This window comes from Larkinella punicea (assembly GCF_003334855.1).
Classification (GTDB): Bacteria; Bacteroidota; Bacteroidia; order Cytophagales; family Spirosomataceae; genus Larkinella; species Larkinella punicea.
This window is the reverse complement of record NZ_QOWE01000020.1, coordinates 115,105-137,699: the sequence shown is the minus strand read 5'-3', so window position 1 is coordinate 137,699 and position 22,595 is coordinate 115,105. Positions and strand designations below refer to the sequence as shown.

The 22,595-nt window shown below is 52.6% G+C and carries 17 protein-coding genes; 13 read left to right on the top strand and 4 right to left on the bottom strand.

Going from position 1 to position 22,595, the window contains the following annotated elements; genetic code table 11:
* Window positions 1–264 precede the first annotated feature (264 nt).
* The 5 genes from DUE52_RS22645 to DUE52_RS22625 all read left to right on the top strand — a co-directional run bounded on the left by DUE52_RS22645 (window position 265) and on the right by DUE52_RS22625 (window position 10,388).
* Window positions 265–3,624, top strand: coding sequence for a TonB-dependent receptor (locus DUE52_RS22645; protein ID WP_165841002.1), 3,360 nt, complete (start codon window positions 265–267; stop codon window positions 3,622–3,624).
* A gap of 24 nt (window positions 3,625–3,648) precedes the next feature.
* Window positions 3,649–5,091, top strand: a complete 1,443-nt coding sequence (locus DUE52_RS22640; RefSeq protein ID WP_114408328.1) for a RagB/SusD family nutrient uptake outer membrane protein — start codon at window positions 3,649–3,651, stop codon at window positions 5,089–5,091.
* Between the two features lie 58 nt (window positions 5,092–5,149).
* Window positions 5,150–7,348, top strand: a complete 2,199-nt coding sequence (locus DUE52_RS22635) for an FAD-dependent oxidoreductase (protein WP_165841001.1) — start codon at window positions 5,150–5,152, stop codon at window positions 7,346–7,348.
* Between the two features lie 136 nt (window positions 7,349–7,484).
* Window positions 7,485–9,155: an FAD-dependent oxidoreductase gene (locus DUE52_RS22630; protein ID WP_114408366.1), complete on the top strand. Its 1,671-nt coding sequence runs from the start codon at window positions 7,485–7,487 to the stop codon at window positions 9,153–9,155.
* A gap of 24 nt (window positions 9,156–9,179) precedes the next feature.
* On the top strand, window positions 9,180–10,388 hold the full coding sequence (locus tag DUE52_RS22625) for a sialidase family protein (RefSeq protein ID WP_229312270.1): 1,209 nt from the start codon (window positions 9,180–9,182) through the stop codon (window positions 10,386–10,388).
* A gap of 53 nt (window positions 10,389–10,441) precedes the next feature.
* On the opposite strand, the gene DUE52_RS33140 is transcribed toward DUE52_RS22625, so the two are convergent.
* Both DUE52_RS33140 and DUE52_RS32170 read right to left on the bottom strand, forming a co-directional pair.
* Entirely contained in the window at window positions 10,442–10,858 is a 417-nt protein-coding gene (locus tag DUE52_RS33140; protein WP_114408326.1) for a helix-turn-helix domain-containing protein, read from the bottom strand.
* Window positions 10,859–11,060: 202 nt separating this feature from the next.
* A complete protein-coding gene (locus DUE52_RS32170) occupies window positions 11,061–11,528 on the bottom strand; it encodes a hypothetical protein (RefSeq protein ID WP_133299915.1) in 468 nt (155 codons plus the stop codon).
* Between the two features lie 612 nt (window positions 11,529–12,140).
* Here DUE52_RS32170 and DUE52_RS22610 point away from each other — a divergent pair.
* The 7 genes from DUE52_RS22610 to DUE52_RS22580 all read left to right on the top strand — a co-directional run bounded on the left by DUE52_RS22610 (window position 12,141) and on the right by DUE52_RS22580 (window position 17,379).
* Window positions 12,141–12,941, top strand: a complete 801-nt coding sequence (locus DUE52_RS22610; protein WP_114408324.1) for an SMP-30/gluconolactonase/LRE family protein — start codon at window positions 12,141–12,143, stop codon at window positions 12,939–12,941.
* Window positions 12,942–13,049: 108 nt separating this feature from the next.
* Window positions 13,050–13,595, top strand: a complete 546-nt coding sequence (locus DUE52_RS22605) for an RNA polymerase sigma factor (RefSeq protein WP_229312269.1) — start codon at window positions 13,050–13,052, stop codon at window positions 13,593–13,595.
* Between the two features lie 2 nt (window positions 13,596–13,597).
* Window positions 13,598–14,197: a hypothetical protein gene (locus tag DUE52_RS22600; protein ID WP_114408323.1), complete on the top strand. Its 600-nt coding sequence runs from the start codon at window positions 13,598–13,600 to the stop codon at window positions 14,195–14,197.
* Complete coding sequence (locus DUE52_RS22595; protein ID WP_114408322.1) at window positions 14,194–15,090, top strand: DUF4097 family beta strand repeat-containing protein; 897 nt, start codon at window positions 14,194–14,196, stop codon at window positions 15,088–15,090. Before DUE52_RS22600 ends, DUE52_RS22595 begins: the two co-directional genes overlap by 4 nt.
* 36 nt (window positions 15,091–15,126) lie before the next feature.
* On the top strand, window positions 15,127–15,879 hold the full coding sequence (locus DUE52_RS22590) for a hypothetical protein (RefSeq protein WP_114408321.1): 753 nt from the start codon (window positions 15,127–15,129) through the stop codon (window positions 15,877–15,879).
* Window positions 15,880–15,946: 67 nt separating this feature from the next.
* Window positions 15,947–16,507 carry a hypothetical protein gene (locus DUE52_RS22585; protein ID WP_114408320.1) on the top strand — a complete coding sequence of 187 codons (561 nt, stop codon included), beginning with the start codon at window positions 15,947–15,949 and terminating at the stop codon, window positions 16,505–16,507.
* A gap of 59 nt (window positions 16,508–16,566) precedes the next feature.
* Complete coding sequence (locus tag DUE52_RS22580; protein ID WP_133299914.1) at window positions 16,567–17,379, top strand: hypothetical protein; 813 nt, start codon at window positions 16,567–16,569, stop codon at window positions 17,377–17,379.
* A gap of 66 nt (window positions 17,380–17,445) precedes the next feature.
* On the opposite strand, the gene DUE52_RS22575 is transcribed toward DUE52_RS22580, so the two are convergent.
* Both DUE52_RS22575 and DUE52_RS22570 read right to left on the bottom strand, forming a co-directional pair.
* On the bottom strand, window positions 17,446–18,747 hold the full coding sequence (locus tag DUE52_RS22575; protein WP_114408318.1) for a RagB/SusD family nutrient uptake outer membrane protein: 1,302 nt from the start codon (window positions 18,745–18,747) through the stop codon (window positions 17,446–17,448).
* Between the two features lie 63 nt (window positions 18,748–18,810).
* Window positions 18,811–21,858 (bottom strand): SusC/RagA family TonB-linked outer membrane protein, encoded by a 3,048-nt coding sequence (locus DUE52_RS22570; protein ID WP_114408363.1) that lies wholly within the window; start codon window positions 21,856–21,858, stop codon window positions 18,811–18,813.
* A gap of 221 nt (window positions 21,859–22,079) precedes the next feature.
* On the opposite strand from DUE52_RS22570, the gene DUE52_RS22565 reads away from it, so the two are divergent.
* Window positions 22,080–22,505, top strand: a complete 426-nt coding sequence (locus DUE52_RS22565) for an ABA4-like family protein (RefSeq protein ID WP_114408317.1) — start codon at window positions 22,080–22,082, stop codon at window positions 22,503–22,505.
* The last annotated feature ends 90 nt before the right edge of the window (window positions 22,506–22,595 follow it).

The window sequence follows — 22,595 nt, the reverse complement described above, 5'->3', positions numbered from 1 at the left end:
AACCCATAACCCATAACCCCTGATTGCATGAAGAAACACCAACCCAACAACTAACAAAAAGCCGGAACAGAACCGTACTGTTGCGACCAGTACGGCTCCATCATCCCGGCGAATCAGTGCCCTCCCTTGCTTTACCGGTATTGCGACTACCCTGAAAAACGGGGACGGGGATTGTTTTTGCCTCCAATTCTGAAAATGTTGAACAAAAACACTGCTAAAAGTATGAAAAAACTGCGGGATTATTCCCCAACTCTTTGCCAGATTATGAAGATTACTTGCGTACAGTTGGTGCTGGCCGTAGTCTTTGCCGGGCTGACTCTGGCCCGAAATGGAATGGCGCAGGAGCTGCTCAATCGATCGATCTCTGTTCAATTGGAAAACAAGGACTTACGGACCATTCTGAACCGGTTGGAGAAAGCCGCGAACGTGAAATTTACGTATGTTCCGCAACTCATTTCTGTCGGTAATAAAGTGACACTCCGGGCCGAAAACGACCGGCTGGAAGTGGTGCTGAACCGCCTGCTGAAACCGCTGAACATCACCTACCAGGTTTCGGGCAATTACATTGTGCTCAAAAAAGAACCGACCAGCGCGGTTTTGCCGGAAGAAACTACGCTGGAAGCCCCCGTGCTGCTGGCTGAGATACCGATTACGGGTACGGTGACGGACGAAAAAGGCGAAGGACTTCCCGGCGTCAGCGTGTTGCTGAAAGGAACCCAGCGCGGTACGTCGACCAACAACAAAGGCGAATTCCGGCTGGCGGTGCCCGATAATTCGGCGGTTCTGGTCTTCAGTTTTGTCGGCTACCGAAACCAGGAGATTACGGTCGGTTCACAAACGACATGGACAGTTCGGCTGGAAGCGGACGAAAAATCGCTCAACGAAGTGGTGGTTGTGGGCTACGGAGCCGTGAAGAAACGCGATTTGACGGGGGCCGTGTCATCCATCAGTACGACCGAAATCAAATCCCAGCCCATTTCGGCGCTCGATCAGGCGTTGCAGGGCCGGGCCGCCGGAGTTCAGGTCACCCAGTCGTCGAACTCGCCGGGTGGGGGCGTCACCATCCGGGTGCGCGGGGGCAACTCCATTTCGGCCAACAACGAACCGCTGTACGTTATCGACGGTTTTCCGGTTTCGAGTTCCACTTCGTTTCCCGGCGGTCCAAGTAATACCGGAACGAACCAGAACGTGCTGGCGACGATCAACCCCAACGATATTGAATCCATCGAAATCCTGAAAGACGCTTCGGCAACGGCCATTTACGGTTCGCGGGGCGCGAATGGCGTGGTGCTGATTACGACGCGACGCGGCAAAGAAGGCCAGTCGAAGATCGACTTCGAAGCGTATTACGGCGTTCAGCAAATCACGAAAATGATGGACATGGGAACGGCGGCTGAACACACCGAACTGAAAAACGAGCAGTTGCGAAACCTGGGTTTTGCCGAACGCTACGGCTATACGACGCAGTACCCGAAAAAACCGGCCGAATACGGCGTCGGCACCGACTGGCAGAAAGAAATCTACCGCCCGGCTGCGGTGCAGAACTACCAGCTTTCGTTTTCGGGTGGAAATGACAAGCTGCGCTACTTTGTCAATGGCAACTATTTTGGCCAGGACGGTATTGTGATCAACTCCGATTTCAAGCGGTATTCGTCCCGGATCAACCTGGATGCCCGCATCAGTTCCCGGCTGAAAATTGGTTCCACGTTTACCATCAGCCGGAGCATGACCAACGCCATCTACGAACAGGGAACCAATGGGCCGGTCGGGGCCGCCCTGGCGTTTTCGCCGGCCAATCCCATTTTCGATGCGACCGGCAACTACCAGTTGCTGAACGTGGGACCAAGCTCGGGGTTTAGTGCGTATCCGAATCCGGTGGCGCTGGCAAAAACCTCGACCAACCTGCTGACCAGCGACCGCGTGCTGGGAAATCTATTCGGTGAACTGCTCCTGGCACCGGGCCTGACCGCCCGCATCAGCGTTGGGGCCGACATCCTGAATTCCCGGCGTGATGTCTTTTATTCACCCCAGACCGTGATGGCGAACACACTCAACGGCTACGGAAGCAATGCCACCAGCACCAATACCAACCTGCTGAACGAAAATACGCTGTCGTATACCCGCATGATCAATGCGCTGCACAGTTTCGATTTGCTGGCGGGTCTGACTTTCCAGTCGGCCAAAAGCGTTAGTACGTATCAGGAAGCGCAGGATTTTCCGAATTATGCCCTGGGTGCCAACAATTTGGGGTTAGCCAACAACCCGCGCCCACCCGTTGGAACGGCCAGCCGCTGGGGGCTAAACTCGTACCTGGCGCGCGCCAACTACCGGTTTAAAGACCGATACCTGCTGACGTTTACGGGTCGGGTCGATGGTTCTTCACGGTTCGGGGCCAATCACAAATACGGTGTTTTTCCGTCGGGAGCGTTTGCCTGGCGGGTTTCGGACGAGCCTTTCCTGAAAGATGTGAAGGCGTTTTCTGACCTGAAATTCCGGCTGAGCTACGGCATTACCGGCAACGACGGCATCGGTTTGTACAATTCCCTCTCGCAATATGCGACCGAACGCACGGTTCTCAACAATACCGAAGTGCTGATGACCAGGGCCGACCGCATTGCCAACCCGGATTTGCGCTGGGAGAAAACCGCCCAGTTTGACGCCGGATTCGATGTCAGTCTGCTCAATAACCGCTTGCAGTTGACGGCCGATTATTACATCAAAACTACCACCGACTTGTTGCTGAGCGTTGAATTGCCGGCAACGACCGGTTTTACAACCGTTACCCGGAACGTGGGAAGTCTCGAAAACCGGGGCTTCGAACTGGCGATCAACACCATCAATATCGACGGGAAATTGCAGTGGACCACCAGCGGCAACGTGGCGTTTAACCGCAACAAAGTGTTGAAACTGGCCGATGCCGAACAGTTTTTTTCCGGGGCCACGATTGTAAAAGTCGGCGAGTCCATTGGGTCATTTTACACCACGGTATTCGACGGAATCTGGCAGAATGCCGAGGAGATCAAACAGGCCGGACTTCGGGCCAGAACCAGTGATTTACCCGGTGCGCCCCGCTTCAAAGACGTGAACGGCGATGGGGTTTTCAACGAGAGTACCGACCGGGCCATCATTGGCAACGGTTTGCCCAAATTGATTTACGGTTTAACCAACAACCTGTCGTTCAAAGGCTTTGATCTGCTGGTCTTTTTCCAGGGTGTTTACGGCAATAAACTGTACAACGCCACCCGGCAAACCATCGAATCGACCGATCCGGCGCAGAATCAGCTTCGCACCGTGATTGAAGGTTCGTGGCGTCCCGACCGGCCCTCCAACCGGATTCCGGCCATGCGCCAGTGGTCGAAAGGAACCACCTCGGACTTCATTGAAGACGGCTCGTTCCTGCGGCTTAAAAACGTTTCGCTGGGGTATCAACTCCCCGTGCTGCCCACCTTTATCAAACGGGCCAGAGTCTACGTGAGCGGCCAGAATCTGTTGACATTCACGAAATACCTCGGCTACGATCCGGAAGTCAATTCCGACGGCAACAGCAATACGCTCTACGGTTTCGACCGCTTTGCGTATCCGGCCGCGCGAACCATCACGGTTGGTGCAAACCTCACTTTCTAAACGGCTTAATCTGTTCGTAAAGCTATGAAAACAAGACTTTTATCCCTTCTTTCGTTCAGTTTGCTCCTGTTGGTCGGCTGCGAAAATAACCTGGAAGAAAAGCCGCTGAGCTTTTTTGAAGAATCCAACTCGTTCAACACCGATAAAGATGCGACAGCCGCGATCAACGGGGTTTATCATGCCCTGCGCAACGGGAATTATTACGGCATGAACGTCATCACGTTGTCCGATGTCAGTGGCGAAGAGTGCTTCATTCGGGCCGATGGTGGCAGTGCCGAGGGCATCGAAATCGACCTGTGCCGCTATACCTCCGCCAACTCCAATTTTGACAATTTTTACACGGCGGTTTATCAGTTGATCAACCGGGCCAACCGGGTGATCGACAAGGTGCCGGGCATTACGATGGACGCCAAACTGCGCGATCAGATTGTGGGCGAAGCCAAATTTCTGCGGGCGTTGGCGTATTTCGATCTGGTTCGGGCGTTCGGCGATGTGCCGCTGGTGACAACGGTTTCCAACGATGTGGTCAATGTCAAAATTCCGCGCGATCCAGTGGATAAGATCTACCAGCAGATTACGCAGGATTTGCTGGATGCCGAAAAGGTGGTGCCGGTTAAATACACCGTCGTGAGCGAAATTGGGCGGGCCACGTCCGGAGCCGTGAAGTCGGTTCTGGCCAAAGTCTATCTCACCCGAAAAGACTGGACCAATTCCGCTGCCAAAGCCAAAGAAGTGATCGATTCGAAAGCCTACACGCTGTTTCCGGATTACAAAAACATCTTTCTGCCCGAAAACAAAAATGGACCCGAGCATATTTTCTCGGTTCAGTTCAGTTGTGTTCAGCAAACCTACGGCAGTGCCTTTGCCAAAAACTTTTCGATCCATTTCACTTATCCGACTGATCTGGGTGGCGGATCGTATCAATCCACCGACGCCCACGAAGCCTCGTATCTGCCGGGCGATTACCGCAAGCAGGTGACCATTATTCGCGAAAAGAAACTGGCCAACGGAACCGTGGTGCAATCCCGGACGGGCGCGTTCGCCGATAAATACTGGGACTGGACGCCCTGTGGCAACAACCAGGCGCGCAACAACTTCATGGTGATTCGCTACGCGGATGTGCTGCTGATGTATGCCGAAGCCCTGAACGAACTCAACGGCCCGACCGCCGACGCTTTTGCCGCCATCAACCAGGTTCGGGCGCGGGCCCGGAATGGCGTTGCAACCGCTGCCCCGCGGGATCTGGCCGGTCTGACCAAAGAACAGTTTCGGGATGCGGTTTTGCAGGAACGGAGCTGGGAACTTTGCTTCGAAGGCCACCGTCGGTGGGATTTGCTCCGCACCGGTAAATATCTGGACGTGATCCGGAAATCCGGTATTCAGGCGGAAGAGAAGCACTTGCTGTATCCCATTCCACAAAACGAGATCGACGTCAATCCGGCCCTCGTTCAAAATCCAGGGTATTGAGAAGTTTGTGTATTTGCGAATGACCCTGATTGCATTTTACCCTTTATTCCGTCTTGAAATGAATAAAACCCTATATTCTTACCGGCAAATCAGAGTCCGGCTGGGCTGGTTTCTGAGCCTCACCGGAGCCATCATCGTACTGACCAGCAGCACCATCCCGTCTACCGTAGCCCCACAGGTTGAATCCTATGATGTGGTGATTGTGGGCGGTAGTTCGGGCGGGATTGGTGCTGCCATTGGTGCCGCCCGATCCGGCGTTTCGGTCGTGCTGATCGAAGATACGCCCGCGTTGGGCGGTATGATCAGCAACGGGATTTCTAACGCCGATTGCTTCTCCTACGAATCGCTCAGCGGGGTTTTCGACGAGTTTCGGTACGCGGTGAAAGCTCATTATCTGGCCGATAAAGCCGAAATGGAAACGCCACTTTTCAAATACCGGAAAAAGTCGAATCACATCGACGGGCGGGCGGTGCAGTCGAATGAAGCCGCAGCCGGTGGGCGCTGGGAGCCGCATGTGGCCGATGAAATCTTCAAAAAAATGGCCGCCAGCTATCCGAATTTAAAGATTTACTACCGCCGGTTTGCCACGGGCGTTCTGAAAGAGCAAAACAGGGTGACGGGCGTGACGACCGATACAGACGACAAGCAGCCCATTACGTTTCTCGGAAAAACGATCATCGATGCGACGCACGAAGCCGATATTGCGGCCTGGGCGGGGGCTCCCTACCGCGTGGGCCGCGAACCCCGATCTCCGCTGGAACCGCACGCGGGCGAGATTTATTACTTCAACGATTCAGGCGAAATACTGCCGGGAACCACGGGCCGTCAGGATGCGGGCATTGTGTCGTCGGGGGTGCGACTTTGCGTCAAATTCTTTAAACCGGAGGAGGGAACCGCCCATTTGTTGACCACCCCTCCACCGGGCTACGATCCGGCCAAGTATGAACATTCGCATTACGGCAGCGGCAAAAACCCGTCGGTGCCGAAGCAAAAGTCGGAAATGAACGTCAACCCGATTGGCAACGAGCTTCAGGAAGCCAACTGGCCCTGGCCAGACGCCAACCGGCAAGAGCGCCAGCGCCTTTACGAAGTGTATAAAAACCACGCGCTGGGATTTCTGTACTACCTGCAAACCGTGCGTGGCGAAAAACACCTCGGGCTGGCCCCTGATGAATTCAGGGACAACGGCAATGTTCCCTACCGGGTTTTTATCCGCGAAGCCCGGCGCATCGAAGGCGAAGTCACGATGACCGAAGCCGACATCAACCCGTTTATTCTCGGCAATTCCTTTGTTCCGCCGTTTCAGCCCACAAGCATCGCGATTGGTCATTACCCGATGGATTCCAAACCGGTGCATCCGAAAACCGATGTTTCGAAACCGGACAAGGGCGAAGGGGATTTCTTTCTGGCCAATGCCATGACGGCTTTTCAGGTTCCATACGGCGCCATCGTTCCTAAAAACATCGACGGTTTGCTGGTTCCGGTGGCACTTTCGGCTACCCACGTTGCCTTTTCGTCCATTCGCATGGACCCGACCTGGGTGGTTTTGGGCCAGGCCGCCGGGGTTGCCGCCAGCATCAGCGCGCAGACGGGCGTTCCGGTACGGCAGGTTAGTGTGCCGCAGATTCAGGAAGAATTGCTGAAACAGAAATGCAAGCTGGTGTTCTACTGGGATGTGCAGAGCGATCATCCGCATTTTGATGTCATCCAGAAAGCGAGTCTGAAAGGCTGGATTTCGGGCAGCGACACCCGCGATTTTCGCCCCGATTCCCTGCTAACCCGCGCCGAAGCGGCCTCCCTGCTAACCCGCGCGCTCCAGTTGTGGCCAAGTGTGAGCAATTCCCATTTTACCGATGTACCGTTCAGTCACCCCGCTTTCCGGGATGTGGAGACATTGTTCGATCGGGGGGCGCTCAAGGTGTTGGGCGTCGAACCGCGCTGGCCCCAGGCGGGTGGGTATAATGCGCAGAAACACATGGGATTTGGTCAGCGCAGCAACTTCGGTGCGTTCCGGCCCAACGCGCCCATTTCGGCGACGGAGTTCCAGCAATTGATTCAGGTGCTGCGATCCGGAAACCCGACGTTTTTGCCACCGGGCGAGCTGGTGGCATCAGCTTCAAACGCGCTGCCTCCTGCGCCGGAGAGCCTGACCCGGGCCGCGGCCGTGAACTATGTCGATCAGATTTTGAACCCGAAACCCAAAATGGAAACACCAGCACCGACTCCGATTAGCAAACCGAAAGGCAAACGGAAATAAGTTCAGACCCCTCTTCAGACACCTGTCAGGTTTTAAAAACCTGACAGGTGTCTGAAGAGGGGTCTGAACTTATAGATTTCTAAACACTGTATTTCAAACAGATTTACTACTTAATAAGATGATAAAAAAATTGTATATGAGGTACTTAACGCTTCTTTTTGTACTAGTTACCCCTTTTTTAAGCCAATGCCAGAACGCTTCGGATGCGCCGTATGACGTGGTGGTTTATGGCGGTACACCCGGCGGCATCATCGCGGCCGTTTCCGCAGCCCGGGAAGGAGCAAAGGTGTTGCTGATTGAGCAAACCAAACACGTGGGCGGACTGAGCACGAGCGGGATTGGAACCGCCGAAACCGAGCACATGATTGAAGAAACGTTCTCGGGGCTGGCATTGGAATTCTACCAGCGGTTGGGTCGGTATTACCTGAAAACCCTGCCGAAACCGGAAGAATACCCGTCGCCGTTCCGGCCAACGAGCAAGATTTACGGCGAAAACCGCCCGGTGGCATTTTTCGAATCGAAGCAGGCTGAAAAAACCTATCTGGACATGCTGAAGGAAGCCAAAGTGGCGGTTTTATACGAGCGGTTTGTGGAGAACGTAACCAAAAAAGGTACGGCTATTGAGTCGATCAAGCTGGACGATGGCCGGACCGTGGCCGGAAAGGCGTTTATCGATGCTTCGTATGAAGGAGACTTGATGGCAAAATCCGGGGTGTCCTACACCTATGGGCGTGAAAGCAAGGATCAGTATGGCGAGTCGCTGGCCGGGGTGCGGTTTATCGATGAGCCGATCGACGCGTCGCCGTATGACGACAATGGCAAGTTGCTGCCCGGTTTTGTCGAACGCAGCACGCTGACGGAAGGTCAGGCTGACAAACGGGTGATCAACTATAATTTCCGGCTAAATTTTACGAAAAAACCGGATCGGACGCCCTTCGCCAAACCTGCAAATTATCGTCCTGATCGCTATATTTTGCTGACACGCTTACTCAAAAACAAGCCTGAAACCAAATTGGAAGACATTATCGACCTGTATAAATGGCGGAGCTGGAGCGGAACGTTTGAGACCAATAACAAACAGAAATCCGTCATTTCGCTGGGTCACTTTGGCGGAAATGTCGACTATCCGGATGGCGATTATGCCCAGCGAAAAGCGATTTATCAGGATCACAAAGACTGGACGATGGGCCTGATGTATTACCTGGCCAACGACCCGGCGGTTCCGGAAAAACTTCGTGCCGAAACGAATGAATATGGTTTGGCGGCCGACGAATTTACCGACAACGGCAATTTTCCGTATTACCTCTACGTGCGGGAAGCCCGGCGGATGGTGGGCGCTTTTGTCCATACCCAAAAGGATATTCTGGTGGATCGCACAAAACCGGACGTGATTTGTTTGGGATCACACTGGATTGATAGTCACCACGTTCAGCGGGTTGCCGTCTCGAAAACCCAGTTTGTCAACGAAGGCCGGATTTGGGAACCGATTGCCAAACCGTACCAGATTTCGTACCGGATCATTACGCCCAAAGAAGAGCAATGTACGAATTTGCTGGTGCCGGTTTGTGCGTCGACTTCACACGTCGGTTTTTGTTCCATTCGGCTGGAATGTACCTGGATGCAACTCGGCGAAAGTGCGGGGCTGGCGGCCGTAATGGCTGGCAAACAGGGGCTTCCGGTTCAGAAAATTAACGTCAAAAACTTGCAGGACGCGCTGGTCAAACGGGGCATGATCATCGATCTGAACCACCAGGTTTGGGATGGGATGCGCGACATTCCGAAAACCACCCAATTGTTGAGTAAATAACAGGCGGTTTTTTCTTCCTGTCATATGACTACCAGCAGGATCAAAACCCTTCTTTTCTATAGCATTCTTTTCTTTTCGAGCCCCGGGAACGGAGTTGGGCAAACGCCCGACTTCTCCCGGGTGCCGGGAGTGATCGTTGCCCACAGTCCGGCATCTTCCGGGCTATACATCGGTTCGCCCAGCCTTTGTGTGTTGCCCAATGGCGATTACCTGGCGTCGCACGACTTGTTCGGCCCCCAATCCAATGAGTTCGTAAAACCGAATTCGCGCATTTACCGCTCGACCGACAAGGGCAAAACCTGGACGCAGATCGCGGAAATCAACGGGCAGTTCTGGTCGAAGCTCTACGTCCACCGCAACGGTTTGTATTTCTTTGGCACCGACAAACACCACGGTAACACGATCATCCGCAAATCCGGCGACAACGGCGTCACCTGGACCAGCCCGACCGACGGCGAAACCGGTTTGCTGCTGGCGGGCGAATACCACTGCGCCCCGGTGCCGTTTCTGGAACACGACGGGCGGCTCTGGCGGGCGATGGAAGACGCGATGGGACCCATCAAAAAGTGGGGCAAACGCTACGGCGCTTTCATGCTATCGATGCCGATGGAAGCCGACCCGATGAAAGCCACCAACTGGACCAGCAGCAACGTGTTGCGGCACGATTCGACGTACCTGAACAACGGTTTTGGCGGCTGGATAGAAGGCAATGCGGTGTTGAGTCCGAACGGTGAAATGCTGGACATTCTTCGCGTCGATCACAAAGCTTCGCTCGATGAAAAAGCCGCTTTTGTAAAAATCAGCCCGGATGGCAAAACCGCCACGTTCGATGTCAATACCGGTTTTGTTCCCTTCCCCGGCGGCAGCAAGAAATTCACGATTCGCTACGATCCCAAATCAAAGCTCTACTGGACGCTGACGAATTACATTCCGCAGGAATTCAAACAGGCCAATGCCGGAAAAAATCCCGCCAGCTTGCGGAATACGCAGGCGTTGTGTAGTTCCAAAGACTTGAAAACCTGGGAGTTGCGGCAAGTCGTGCTGCAGCACCCCGACGTTGCCAAACACGGTTTTCAGTACGTCGACTGGCTGTTCGAAGGAAAAAATATCATCTTGTTATCCAGAACGGCCTACGACGACGGTTTGGGCGGGGCACACAACAACCACGATGCCAACTTCCTGACGTTTCACCGGATCAAAAATTTCCGAAAAAAACCGGTGACGAGTTTATAATGAAGGTCGCCGACAGCGATTTCCCTGGTAGAACCAATCCCTACAAAGCAGTTTCATTCGTTTTTTGCCCCTGTCGAGACCCATTTTCTATTCTTAAAACGCAGAAAGGTACTCTGACTGACGGGTTGCGGAAGTTGCCGGTTGAGTTCTGCCAAAGCCTGCCGCGAATCGTGAGGGTATTTGGACAGAGCCTTCTGAACGGCTTCTACATGGCGGGGATTGGCCGGGTTTAATTTGGGCTTTAATCCCCGCCCCGTCTTGTCATACAATCCGGCCATTCCCCTTTTTTTCCACCGGTTTAACCAGTTATAAATACTCCGTTGATCTACGTTAAAAATCTTGGAAAGCTCCGAAACATTCATCCCATAATAATGATAAAGAACACATTGGCATCGCTTTTCGAAGGGTTTTTCGGTGCCAACGCGCACGATTTGACGGAGTTGCTGAAGATCTTCTTTATTGATATACATAGAAACTACAGTCTAAAAATAATTCATTGAATAGTTTGATAAATCCGTGCTTTTGCCCTGAACCGAGCCGTCATTTTCACTCAATACGGTTTGATCAAATGGGATGAAACGCAAATGCCTTTTCGGCTTTTTACGGTGTTTTTAGACAGAGAATCAGAAGAAGTAAAAAGATAAATAAGTGCTGGCGACTGAACGATATACATTATACGTTTATCAATTGCTGCCATTCCTGTTCCAATCGCCATAGATGGCAGCGAATGGGCGATCCGTCAAACGCTTCGACCGGTAAGTGAATACAACTTACCGGGTCGCATAGGGAGGCTGATAACAGCAAAGCCCCTCCCCGGACATACTGATTAAGCACTTCCAGCGCTGATCCCAGATCCGGTCGTGTGAAACTGATTTGTTGATAACCCCACACAGGAGACAGTAAATAGGCGCAAATGGTTGTTTCCATAATCCATTGAAGTTTGCAGCGGGTTTGAAAAGGGTATGGTCTTGCCGGGCCAGATTTTTGACCGGTATCATACGGACGATCCCGTACTTTTTGTGCCAATCGATTGCAGGCATGGATTGCATCTATCAGGATTACATCATGCTGTTGGGTGGATTCGTCAAAGATTTTAATATCTTTTTGATTCCAGAAATAAGGTGGAATTAATTCGGACATACTATGGGATGGGTTTAGGAGTATTATATCACTTCAATAAGTATATATTGGTCAGGATTTAAGCTTGTCGATATGAGATATAGCTAAGCATAAATCCTTCTCTATGCACTAATAATTAGACATAAATATTGAAATCTCTTTGATTTAATTCATTGTTTATATTGTTATAATTTAATATATTATTGGTATAATTTATATATTATTGCATTTGTGTTAAAATAATCATGTTTTTTTTAGAAATAATCTAGATTGATTCATAATTATTTTCAGACAAAATTATAGTGCCCAATATTCTTTGGTTATTTATACAAATTTTGAGTTGTATACTGGATTGATTTACGGATTGAATGGTAATAGCATCGGTAAAAATCGTGTAGAGGATCAGACGACTTTATTAGATTGATTTTGCCAGATCTTACTCCGTAATATAGCCGTCTAATGATAGCATAGTCAGATCCTGAAGCGCTTTTTTGCAGTTACTGAAAATTTTGCTGTCGGGGTTATATTGTAAAATGTTCCGGTAACGGATCTGGTCTTCGGCTAATTGACCTTTAACCAGATGAGCGGTTTTCGTGTTTAACAGTTATACATTTCATCAACACGGCTCCTACCATGAAAAACAGAGATGTTATTGTCACCGGCTTGCAATTTCCGGAAGGCCCGGCTTTTACCTCCGACGGAACCCTCTGGTGCGTCGAGCAGGAGGGAGCCAGCTTGTTCTGGCTCAAACCAGACGGAACAAGCGGTCGGGTTCACGTAGGCATTGGGAGCCGCCCGAACGGCCTGCACATCGATGACCGCGACCGGCTCTGGTTCTGCGATTCGGGTCTGCACGCCATCCGTTGCATCAATTACCCCGGTCAGGAACCCGAAACCATCGTCGATCACATGGCCGACGAACCGCTCAACTGGCCCAACGACCTGATTTTTGATCCGGAAGGCAACCTGATTTTCACCTGTCCCGGTTCGCCCGACGACGACGAACCCGGTTCTGTCTGCGTGTGTTCGCCCGTGGGCGAGGTGAAAAAAATCTCCGAAAAACTATTTTACCCCAATGGCCTGGCCTTTTTGCCGAATGGCCGAACCTTGCTCGTGGCCGAAACCCACCGCAAGCGCATCTGGGCCGGCCGCTGGGATGCCGTTGGTCTGAACTGGATCAATCCGACGGTTTGGGCTGAAACTGGTCCGGATGGTTTTGGCCCCGACGGACTGACGCTGGGGCCGGATAATCTGCTCTACGCAGCTATTTACGGCGGTAGTTGCCTGCAAGTCTACAAGCCAACCGGCGTTTTATCGCACACCATTGAACTTCCCGGCGAAAACCCCACCAACTGCGCCTTCGATCCCACCGGGCGACTGGGCCTGGTGGTGACGGAAAGCGAAAAAGGGCAGGTGATACGGATAGAGATGTAAAGAGGAATATAAAATGATAAATGTTAAATATTATTTCCTCCTCCCTTTCCAACCTTTCCCCTTCTTTTCTGCCCTTTAGGTTGAACATTCAACTCAAGCCTGGCTCCTTTGACGCTGACGCCCGATATATCGGAAAGTGAACTCGTTGACTTCTGTCTGCGACGGGATCGGCCTGTGGAGCAGCGGATGGCACAGCGGCTGTTGTTCGAGCGGTATAAACGGGCGATGTTTTCGGTGGCCCTGCGAATACTGAACGATTCCGATCACGCCAACGATGCCTTGCAGGATGCGTTTGTGGAGGTGTTCCGGCACCTGGCCTCGTTCCGGTTTCAGTCGACGCTGGGAGCCTGGATCAAGACGATTGTGGTTCGGCAGGCACTGCGAAAACAGCAACTCGAATGGCGGTTTGAAACCATCGACGAACAGTTTCACGATCAGCCCGTTGAGGTGCCGGACACGATAACGGGGGCGGTTTTGGACGCGGCCATTCGGTCGTTACCCGACGGCGCCAGGGCGGTTTTTGTGCTGGCGGAAGTCGAAGGGTATAAACACCACGAGATTGCGGCCATGCTGAACATCTCGGAAGGGACCTCCAAATCGCAGGTCAGCTATGCCCGGAAATTATTGCGAAAAAAGCTATCCGAATTCAGGTGATTATGAACTGGACGAAAGCGCTACAACAACTGCCCGAACACGAACCCCGGCCCGATCTGTGGGATCGGATCGACGCGGATTTGCGGGCGGATGCGACAATCGACCGGGCGCTGGACGACTTGCCGGTTTTTGACCCGAAAGCCGACGTCTGGGAACAGATTGCCGGGCAACTGGAAAAACCGGTGGTTCGGCCGCTCTGGAAGCCTGTGTTCCGGTGGACAGCCGCAGCCGCCGTCGCTGCAGTGGTGATGGGAATCTGGCTGGTGTTGCAACCGGCTTCGGACGAAAAAGTGACGATCAGCTACCAAACCGAAGTCGTTGAAACGGAATTGACGGTGGCGTCGGAGCCGCTGCAATCAGCGACTGACCAGAAAGTTGAAATGTTTATCAACGAGCAGTGTGCGCAGCAAACCGTCGTGTGTCAGAAACCGGAAGTGAAGGAACTGAAACAGCACCTGAACGAACTGAGCAACCGGAAAGAAGCCGTTGAGCAGGAATTGCTGGTATTTGGCAACGATCCGGCGCTGGTGCAGGCCCAGATCAAGATTGAAAACGAACGCGCCGAGGTGACCAAAGAACTCGTCCGGATTCTAACGATATGAAAACGCTGCTTTTTCTACTGACTTTCGTGACGATTTCCACCCTGGCCCAAACCCGGCTGCAGGTGGTGACGAAAACCGTGGAAAAAGAACTGGCCTACAGCGTCGGCCAGCGCGTGAATCTGACGGCCCAGAAAGCCGACATTACGATCAAAGGCTGGAGCAAAACAACGGTTCTGGTACGGCTGAAACTGATTGCCAAACACCCGGAGCGCGAGGTGGCCGAACGCGAACTGGGGTACCTGAACTACGACATTCAAACCCGCAACAACGTCATCGACCTTTCCAACCGCTTCACGATTCCGCAGCGGGCGGGCGCGATCAAAGGAAATTTGAAGGCGGTTTATGAAATCTGGGTGCCGACGCGCTGCGCCATAAGCCTCCAGAACACGTTCGGCGATGTGAGCCTCAGCGATCTGGCCGGCGACACGAGTTTGAAGGTGGAATTTGGTAAACTCTCTATTTCCAACCTGAACGGAAAAACGACGGTGGTTTCCGATTACGGCGACATCGATGCCACGGAGTTGGGCGGTTTTTTCACCATCAAAGCCGAAAAAGCCGAAATCACCCTCCGCGATCTGAGCGGCAACGGCACCATTCAAAGCCGGTATGGCAAACTCTCCATCCAGCCCGTCGCCGGTCTAACAGCCCTGACCGTCCAGGCCGCCCGCACCGAGGTTTTTCTGTATCCCAAACGGCTGGACGATTTTCAGTATGAGATCGAAACGACGTTTTCGACGATTCAGGTACCGGAGCTATACAGCGGACACCTGAGTGCCAGTAGGCGACGTTTTCGATACGCATCCAACGGTAGTAAAGGCACCATTTCTGTAACGAATTCATACAGCCCGGTGATCATTCAGCCATCCGTGGGCGGGGTGACGCTGGCGAAGTAAATCAAAACCAATTCCTGAAATTAATCTCAATACAGTATGAAGCGGATCATCTTTACACTTTTCTCTTTCTTGGGCTTTTATTCACTTTACGCCCAATCTGTTAATGAGCAAAACGTTACGTATTCGCAGGAAGAATGCCAACTGACTACCAGTGAATTACAGCGTTTCATTTGCTATGTAACGAGGGCTAATGTGGAAGAGAAGACGCTATTGAAAATTGGAGTTCGACCGAATTCATTCGTTCCATTTTCCAACGATAACCGTAATTCTCAATTAGGCCTTAATCTGGAGATTATGGCAGAACATAAAGTTCACCCCTCTTTTTCCATCCTTGTCGGAGTGGATTACAATGTTCTTTACACAAGAACGAAAGCCTATGGAACTCCGGATTGGGACTTCAGCCAGCAAATAAAAGCCAAAGTTGGAACGCGTTATTATTATGGCATGGCCCGGCGCATTCGGGAAGGGAAATCAGCTAATAATTTTTCTGGAAATTATATTGGGTTGCAGTTTAGTCGTCCGATATCGACTTACCATAAAGGTCGTCGTTTCGATTTCCAGACCTCAAGATTTATTAATACCAAACACGTTTCGCGCCTGTTTGAATTAGATCAACCTGCCGTGGATTTACTATGGGGGTTTCAGCGTCGATTAGGACGTTTGGGCTATGTTGATATCAATACTGGTCCCCGGTTGACGCGCTATAGTGGGAGATATAACAGTCCTTTTTATAAAGCCACCTATCGGGTGTCTTTTCAATTTAATGCCTTGATTGGCTTAGGGTGGTGATTTTCAAAACCTCCTGACGGGTCCTGGTTACATAATCCTATTTACACCTATCTTGAAACGGTTATTTATGAACGCTAAAATCACGACCATTGCCAAATTAGTGGGCTGTCTGGTGCTAGTGCTTGTTGGTTGCAGAAAAGAAGAAGATTACCGGCAACCCAATCCGGTCGATCTATTGGGAAGTTGGACAACGTCGGGACTTACCTTTGAATCAGGAGGTTTAGCACCAACAAACGCACAATTAGCTGATTTTAAAAATCTGGAAGCCAATACCTACACATTTAATTTCGATAGTACTTATGTTAAACGATCCCGAGATTCGGTTGTGTCGAACAATCTGGTAGTCGTCAGACTGGAGCGAGGAACCTACAAACTATCCAACGATACCCTTGTTTTAACAACCAGCGATACGCCCACTCAAACCATTCAGAATACGTATTACCACTGCTATTTTAAGACAGGCAACGAAAGCCCCTTATCACTGCAAACCCTAATTATCCGAACGACGAAAGAATTGCTTTTAAAATCATTGGATGAACAAATCCAGACTGATCCCGCTGTACAGAAAAAGCGTGCCTTCCTGAATGCTCGAGATATGTTCAAAATTACCCAGACCTTGTACCGATAATGATCATCGGTGGCTAGTATCTGTTTCTTGATTCTCAGCCTGTTTTCTTCCAGATACCTATGAAAACTATATCCATACTTCTTTTCAATATCCTTTTATTGAGCGGTTTGTCTTCGACTTATGCCCAGCAAACCATCTATTCCCAGGAGGACAGCACCATCACCACCAGCGAACTCAAACGGTTTTACCGGTACATCACGCGGGCGAATGTGGAAGAGAAAACCTTGTTCAAACTGGGATTCTGGCCCAACGCCGGAGATCGGGATTATACTTCAAGACCGTCTTTCCGGATCGGCTTAAATGCAGACGTATCGGTGGAACGGAAAATAACGCCCTCTTTTTCTGTGTTGGCGGGGTTTGATTTTATGCTTCGGTACAATCGGTTCAACCAGTTTGGGGTTCCATTCGACAATGGAGGTGGGCAATTCATCGACAGAGATAAAATATTTCAGGGTTTTGTCTATGCGAAAGTTGGACTGCGATATTACTACGGAATGGCAAAGCGAATACGGGAAGGTAAGTCGGCCAACAATTTTTCGGGTAACTACATCGGATTGCAACACACCAGAGCGCTTTCCGTGTGGGTCATTCAACATTGGTATGACACGAAAACGGGAGAAAGTGTGCGTACCGACAATTATGACATTGGAGGATCATACAACGCCCCACTGGTTTCGGCCATGTGGGGAATCCAGCGTCGGATCGGGCGACGGGGTTTTATTGATTTGAATGTTGGCCCGGAAATAACCATTCCCAAGCGAGAAAAAGAAAGACAAATTTACACCGGTCAGCCTTTTTTTAACCTTTACAAAAATAGCAATCAGCCCAGCCTTTCCCTACGCGTCAATGCCGTCATCGGTTTGGGCTGGTAACGATCAATCGGTTTATTTCTACCGGTTTTCAATCTGAAAACCGGTAGAAATAAACAAATCTTCGCATCAAATCGCCGGATCAGCCGGGGTGTTGGGATTCGTTAACCGCTCCTGGTCAGGATAGGGGTAGAAATTCCGGTTCCGTTCCGTCAGGCTGGTCGGCGGGGCCGGGCGTCCAAACCGGCGGCTGTCTTCGAGCCGCAGCCCGGTCAGGAACAGTTCGGTTCCGCGTTGCTTGTAAATCTCCGTCAACAGAGCTTCCGCTGTAACGGCTCCGGCGTAAGCAGCCAGTCCGGGATACACCCCGAACGGATCACCGGTTCGTTGCGTCCGAACGGCGTTGATGTCGGCCACGGCCGCCGTCAGGTCGCCATTGCTGCGCACCAGGGCTTCCGCCCGAATCAGCCGCACCTCGTCCGGCATGTACACCGGGATGGGCCGGTCGATGGCGTCGAAAAAGCCTTTGAGTGTTTTCAAGGCTTCGCCATTGACGGTTTTATCGGGTGTCGACAGGTAAAACGCCAGCCGACCGTCGCCCGCTTCGAGCAGCGTGGCCGGTAAGCCCAGCGTGGCCCGGGGCGCGTAGTTCGCCGAAATCTGCACCTGCTGGTAAATCGGATTCGGGCTTTGCGTGTTGTACACAAACTGCGAGCGAGCCGTCAGATTCACCGCATTGGCCGCAGCTAGAGCAGCCGGATAATTGCCAGCCGCCAGATTATACCGCGCCCGGTAGGCCTGGATGGTGTTGACCAGATCAAAATCGGGGCCTGTCACCTGCGTGGTGAAGGTCGCCGTTGGCGGGTTGGTTGCCACGAGCGAAGCGGCTTCATCCAGCAGCCGGATGGCTTCGGTCAGGGCGGCTTTGCGGTCGGAGAAGGTTACGGAACCGGTTCTATTGGTTTGTAGCGGAACTTGCTCAAAGGCTGTGGCGAGTCCGCCGAGTGCCATCGCCTTGAACAGATTAGCGTTGGCAATAATTCCGGCACGCAGGGCGGGTTCGCTGGCTAAAACCGTCGGCGCATTGGCGATCAGATCTTCGGCCATGCCCATCACCCGCAACATCCGCAGCCAGAGGCCCAGCACGTTCCCGTTGAACGTGGGCAGGCCCGTACCCCCCGCTTCCAGCTCCAGAATGTTCGTAAAGGTCGTGATGCCCTTGATCTCGCGCGTGGTGGTGCCGGGAGCCAGTAGCAGCGATTCGAGCGCGGAGGTCGAGTAAAATTGCCGCATCCCGATGCTGAGCGTAATCATGCCGTCGCGGGTGCTCAGTACCTGGGCGTCGGTGGGGCCGTTGGGGTTGGTGATGTCGAGCTTACAGCCCGCCAGCAGCAGAAAAGCGAAGAAAATTATAAATCGTGTTGGCTTCATATCAAATGGATTGGAAAGAACAGGAGAGGGCCGAAACCGCTCCCGGTTTACCAGATAAAATCGTTAAAACGTTGCGTTGATGCCTACCGTCAGCGTGCGCGGAATGGGAACCTCCACAAAATCGAAGCCCCGGACGGCATTGGATTGGCCAGCCGCATTGGTTTCCGGATCATAACCGCTGTAGTTGTCGATCGACAGCAGGTTGCGACCCGCTACGCTAAACCGCACGTTGCGGAAGCCCCAGAATTTGGGCGTTACGGTATAAGCCGCCGACAACTCCCGGAGTTTGATGAACGAACCATCTTCGATCCAGTTTTCAAAAATACTGAACAGCGCGGCACTCGTGCCTTTCGGAACTTCTCCGCGCAGTTCGGGTTCGTAGCCTTTTAAACCACCGTACAGATCGCGGTCGCCCACGCGCTTGGTGAAGTTGAACACGTCGAAATTCTGCATGGCATCCCACTGCATCCGGAACGACCAGCGCGATCCCAGCGACACTTCGTTGATCAGCGAGTAAATAGCGGTCGGGTTGGGATTACCGATCACTTTACTCAAAATCGTGCCGCTCGGCTGGCCGTCTGCGGCCCGTTGAACGGTGTAGGTGCCGTTGGCACCCTGAATCCCCCGCTCGCGCTGGGGTAAACCGCCGGGCGTCAGCAACAGGCTTCCGTCGGGATTACGGGCAAAAAACGTGGCGTAAAAAGCGCCCAGCGGATAGCCGTTGACGGCAGCCACCTGCCCAAAACCGCCCGCAAAGGGCAACACGCCGTTGCCTTCGACGCCATCGGTGACGTTTTTGTTCTGCGTATAGGTTGCCGTGATGTTCCAGCGAACGTTTTTCGTCTCAACGGGAATGGCCCGCACCAGCACTTCAAAACCGCGGTTGGTCATCGTACCAATGTTCACAAACCGGTTGTTATACCCACTGCTGGGCGACAGTGTGCGGTTCAGAATCAGGTCTTTCACTTCCTTGTGGTAATACGTAAACTCCACGCCGATGCGGTTTTTGGCCAGACTGAAATCCGTTCCGATTTCGAGTTCGGTTTGCCGTTCTGGTTTCACGCTGAAGTTGCCCAACTGCGCGGGAGCCGCATAGCCCACCTGTCCACCCACCGATACCGGCGCATAATTGGTAAACCGGTCGTAGGGACCGATGGCGGTCAGGTTACCCGCCTGTCCCCAGGCTGCCCGGATTTTGAAATCCGGCAAGGCATTGGCCAGTGACGAGTTTTTCCAGAACGGTTCTTCCGATACCACGTACGAGCCACTGACTTTGGGGTAAAACTGCCAGCGGTTGTCGATCCCGTAGACCGAAGCCGCATCCACCCGACCGGCGGCCGTCACGAAAAACCGGTTGAACAGACCGAAGGTTTGCTGCGCAAATACACCAAAGAAACTCCGTTCGGTACGGCTTTCGGCTGCGAGGATGTTGGCCCCGTTGTTAATAGTCTGGCCGAAAACGCCCAACTGCTGGGCGGTGATGCCCGTCGTAAAGCTGCGGTCGTATTGAAGCGTGGCTCCAATACCGGTCGTCGATTTCAGCCATTCGGTGGGGCTGGCCTGGTAACGGATGTTCAGGTCGTTGTTCAACTGCAAAATCGACGCTTCGCTTTTGCGCGAATACCCGGCGTTGTACGAGGGCGTCGTGTTGTTGGGCGGAATGTAGCCCGTGGCCAGTTGAGAATACGTATCCAGACCGAACGTGAAGTCGATGCCTAAACCGGGCAGGGGCGTCAGGTTAAGCTGGGCATCACCAATGTAGCGGCTCGTCCGCTGGCGGAAATCGAAGCGCGCAATGGCTTCCAGCGGGTTCGTGCGACGCACCACCGAAACCGGGGCCGTCGAGGGATAAACGCCCGTGGCCGGATCGGGTTGCGGATTGATGAAGTTGTTGCTGAAAATAAAACCGGTGAGCGCGCCATACGCTTCGTTAATCCCGCCGTTCGGAATTTCCTTGCTGTTGCTGTAGGTATACGCCGAACCGATGCTCAGCGTCGCCCACTTGGTCAGCGTCTGCTGAATGCGCATCCGGCTGGAAGCCCGGCTGAAATCCGACCCCTGAACAATGCCCTGATTGGCAAACAGCGACCCGGAGAAAAAATACTGGGTCGTGGGTGTTCCGCCCGAAACCGACAGGTATTGCTCGTGACCGGTGGCGGTTCGGAAAATATCTTTCTGGAGATCGTAGCGCGTAACCGGCGTCTGTGTTTTGTCCGTTACGGTCGCGTTGGCAAACGTCGCGGGGTGTTCGTTGTAAGGCAGCGTTTTGCGAATGTCACTCAACCGAAACTGGGTGGAAAACGTAATCGTCGGGCGGCCTTCCTGGCCCCGTTTGGTGAAAATCTGCACGACCCCGTTGTTGGCCCGCGACCCGTAAATGGCCGCTGCGGCCGCGCCTTTGATGATTTCGATGCGCTCGATGTCGTTCGGGTTGATGTCGACCAGGCGGTTTTGCGAGTAACCTCCCAAGTCGATCAGTTCCCGCGAATCGTTGTTGACAATCACACCGTCGACAATGTACAGCGGATCGGACGAGCCGACGATGGTGCTGGGACCCCGCAGCCGGACGCTGATGCCACCGGCGGGGTTCCCGGAGTTCTGGGTAATCTGTGCGCCGGAAACCTTACCCGCCAGCGCCTGATCGATCGACGTAGCGGCTGAGAGTTGCAGGTCTTTGGCCTGCACTGTTGCGATGGTATTGCCGAGTTGCTTCCGGCTGGTGGCGCCGGACGTTCCCGTAACGACCACCTCGTCGAGACCCAGTGCATCATCGGCCAGGCTGCCGTCGGTCGAAACGGTAGTATTCTGCGATAAGGTAACAGTCTGCCGCTGGGTCTGGTAACCGATGGAACTGAACTGGAGCGTGTAGGTGCCGGGTGCTAAACTAGCCGTAAAACGATACGCACCGGTTTGGTCGGAAATCCCGCCGGCGGTGGTGCCAATAATACCTACCGCAGCGCCGGGCATCGGCTTGCTGTCGTTTTTTGTCGTTACTTTCCCTTGAAACGTATACGTTGTCGTTTGGGCGTTAATTTCCCAGCCGACCAGCAGAAAAAGGACAAAGAGTAGCCCACGAAAGCCACTTTTCACATGAAATAGTTTTGATTTCATAGAATGTTGATAAAAAACCTGTAAATAAGACGAGGACTGATCGTCCATTGAGTAAGTAATGGATTTTTCAGGAAAGAAAAAAGACGTCTGTGACGAATGGAAGGTGCTTTTGAATCGGTTCGTGACGTACGATCATTTTTCTGAACGGTGCAGCAGATTGGGGCGGTTTTTGTACCGCTATCAATTACTTTCTATAATTTGTCCTGTCCAACACCAAACCGATGTCTACCGAAACTGCTTTTCAAATCCTCAATGCGCTCGTGTTGCCGCAATGGCTGCTGATGCTGGTTGCGCCCCGTTGGAAACCGACCGATTTTCTCACCAAAATGCTTCCAATTCCGGTCCTGCTGGCGGTTTTTTACATTTATTATCTTTTTTTGGAAGATAGTGGCCTGGATTGGCAATCGTTTAGCACGCTGGCGGGAATAAAAACGTTATTCAGCCAGGATGCCGCCTTGCTGGCTGGCTGGATTCATTACCTGGCGTTCGATCTGACGGTGGGAAGCTGGATGTTGCGCAACAGCAAACGCCGGAAAGTGCCGCACGGCTGGATGATTCCGTGCCTGCTGTTCTGTTTTCTGCTGGGCCCGGTCGGTTTGCTGCTCTACCTCGGCGTTCGATCCATGAAACAGCAGGCCATTTATTGATATGTTACTTTTTACACTTACTACTTTCGCTTCTGCCCCTAAATCCCCTGAAGGCCGGGCGGCCGGAGCCGGACTTTTAGCATCCGGATT

What these genes read in the sequence shown, in the direction of transcription:
- DUE52_RS22645 (WP_165841002.1), top strand. Translation starts at nt 265, where the DNA reads ATGAAGATTACTTGCGTACAGTTGGTGCTGGCCGTAGTCTTTGCCGGG.
- DUE52_RS22640 (WP_114408328.1), top strand. Translation starts at nt 3,649, where the DNA reads ATGAAAACAAGACTTTTATCCCTTCTTTCGTTCAGTTTGCTCCTGTTG.
- DUE52_RS22635 (WP_165841001.1), top strand. Translation starts at nt 5,150, where the DNA reads ATGAATAAAACCCTATATTCTTACCGGCAAATCAGAGTCCGGCTGGGC.
- DUE52_RS22630 (WP_114408366.1), top strand. Translation starts at nt 7,485, where the DNA reads ATGAGGTACTTAACGCTTCTTTTTGTACTAGTTACCCCTTTTTTAAGC.
- DUE52_RS22625 (WP_229312270.1), top strand. Translation starts at nt 9,180, where the DNA reads ATGACTACCAGCAGGATCAAAACCCTTCTTTTCTATAGCATTCTTTTC.
- DUE52_RS33140 (WP_114408326.1), bottom strand. Translation starts at nt 10,858, where the DNA reads ATGTATATCAATAAAGAAGATCTTCAGCAACTCCGTCAAATCGTGCGC.
- DUE52_RS32170 (WP_133299915.1), bottom strand. Translation starts at nt 11,528, where the DNA reads ATGTCCGAATTAATTCCACCTTATTTCTGGAATCAAAAAGATATTAAA.
- DUE52_RS22610 (WP_114408324.1), top strand. Translation starts at nt 12,141, where the DNA reads ATGAAAAACAGAGATGTTATTGTCACCGGCTTGCAATTTCCGGAAGGC.
- DUE52_RS22600 (WP_114408323.1), top strand. Translation starts at nt 13,598, where the DNA reads ATGAACTGGACGAAAGCGCTACAACAACTGCCCGAACACGAACCCCGG.
- DUE52_RS22595 (WP_114408322.1), top strand. Translation starts at nt 14,194, where the DNA reads ATGAAAACGCTGCTTTTTCTACTGACTTTCGTGACGATTTCCACCCTG.
- DUE52_RS22590 (WP_114408321.1), top strand. Translation starts at nt 15,127, where the DNA reads ATGAAGCGGATCATCTTTACACTTTTCTCTTTCTTGGGCTTTTATTCA.
- DUE52_RS22585 (WP_114408320.1), top strand. Translation starts at nt 15,947, where the DNA reads ATGAACGCTAAAATCACGACCATTGCCAAATTAGTGGGCTGTCTGGTG.
- DUE52_RS22580 (WP_133299914.1), top strand. Translation starts at nt 16,567, where the DNA reads ATGAAAACTATATCCATACTTCTTTTCAATATCCTTTTATTGAGCGGT.
- DUE52_RS22575 (WP_114408318.1), bottom strand. Translation starts at nt 18,747, where the DNA reads ATGAAGCCAACACGATTTATAATTTTCTTCGCTTTTCTGCTGCTGGCG.
- DUE52_RS22570 (WP_114408363.1), bottom strand. Translation starts at nt 21,858, where the DNA reads ATGAAATCAAAACTATTTCATGTGAAAAGTGGCTTTCGTGGGCTACTC.
- DUE52_RS22565 (WP_114408317.1), top strand. Translation starts at nt 22,080, where the DNA reads ATGTCTACCGAAACTGCTTTTCAAATCCTCAATGCGCTCGTGTTGCCG.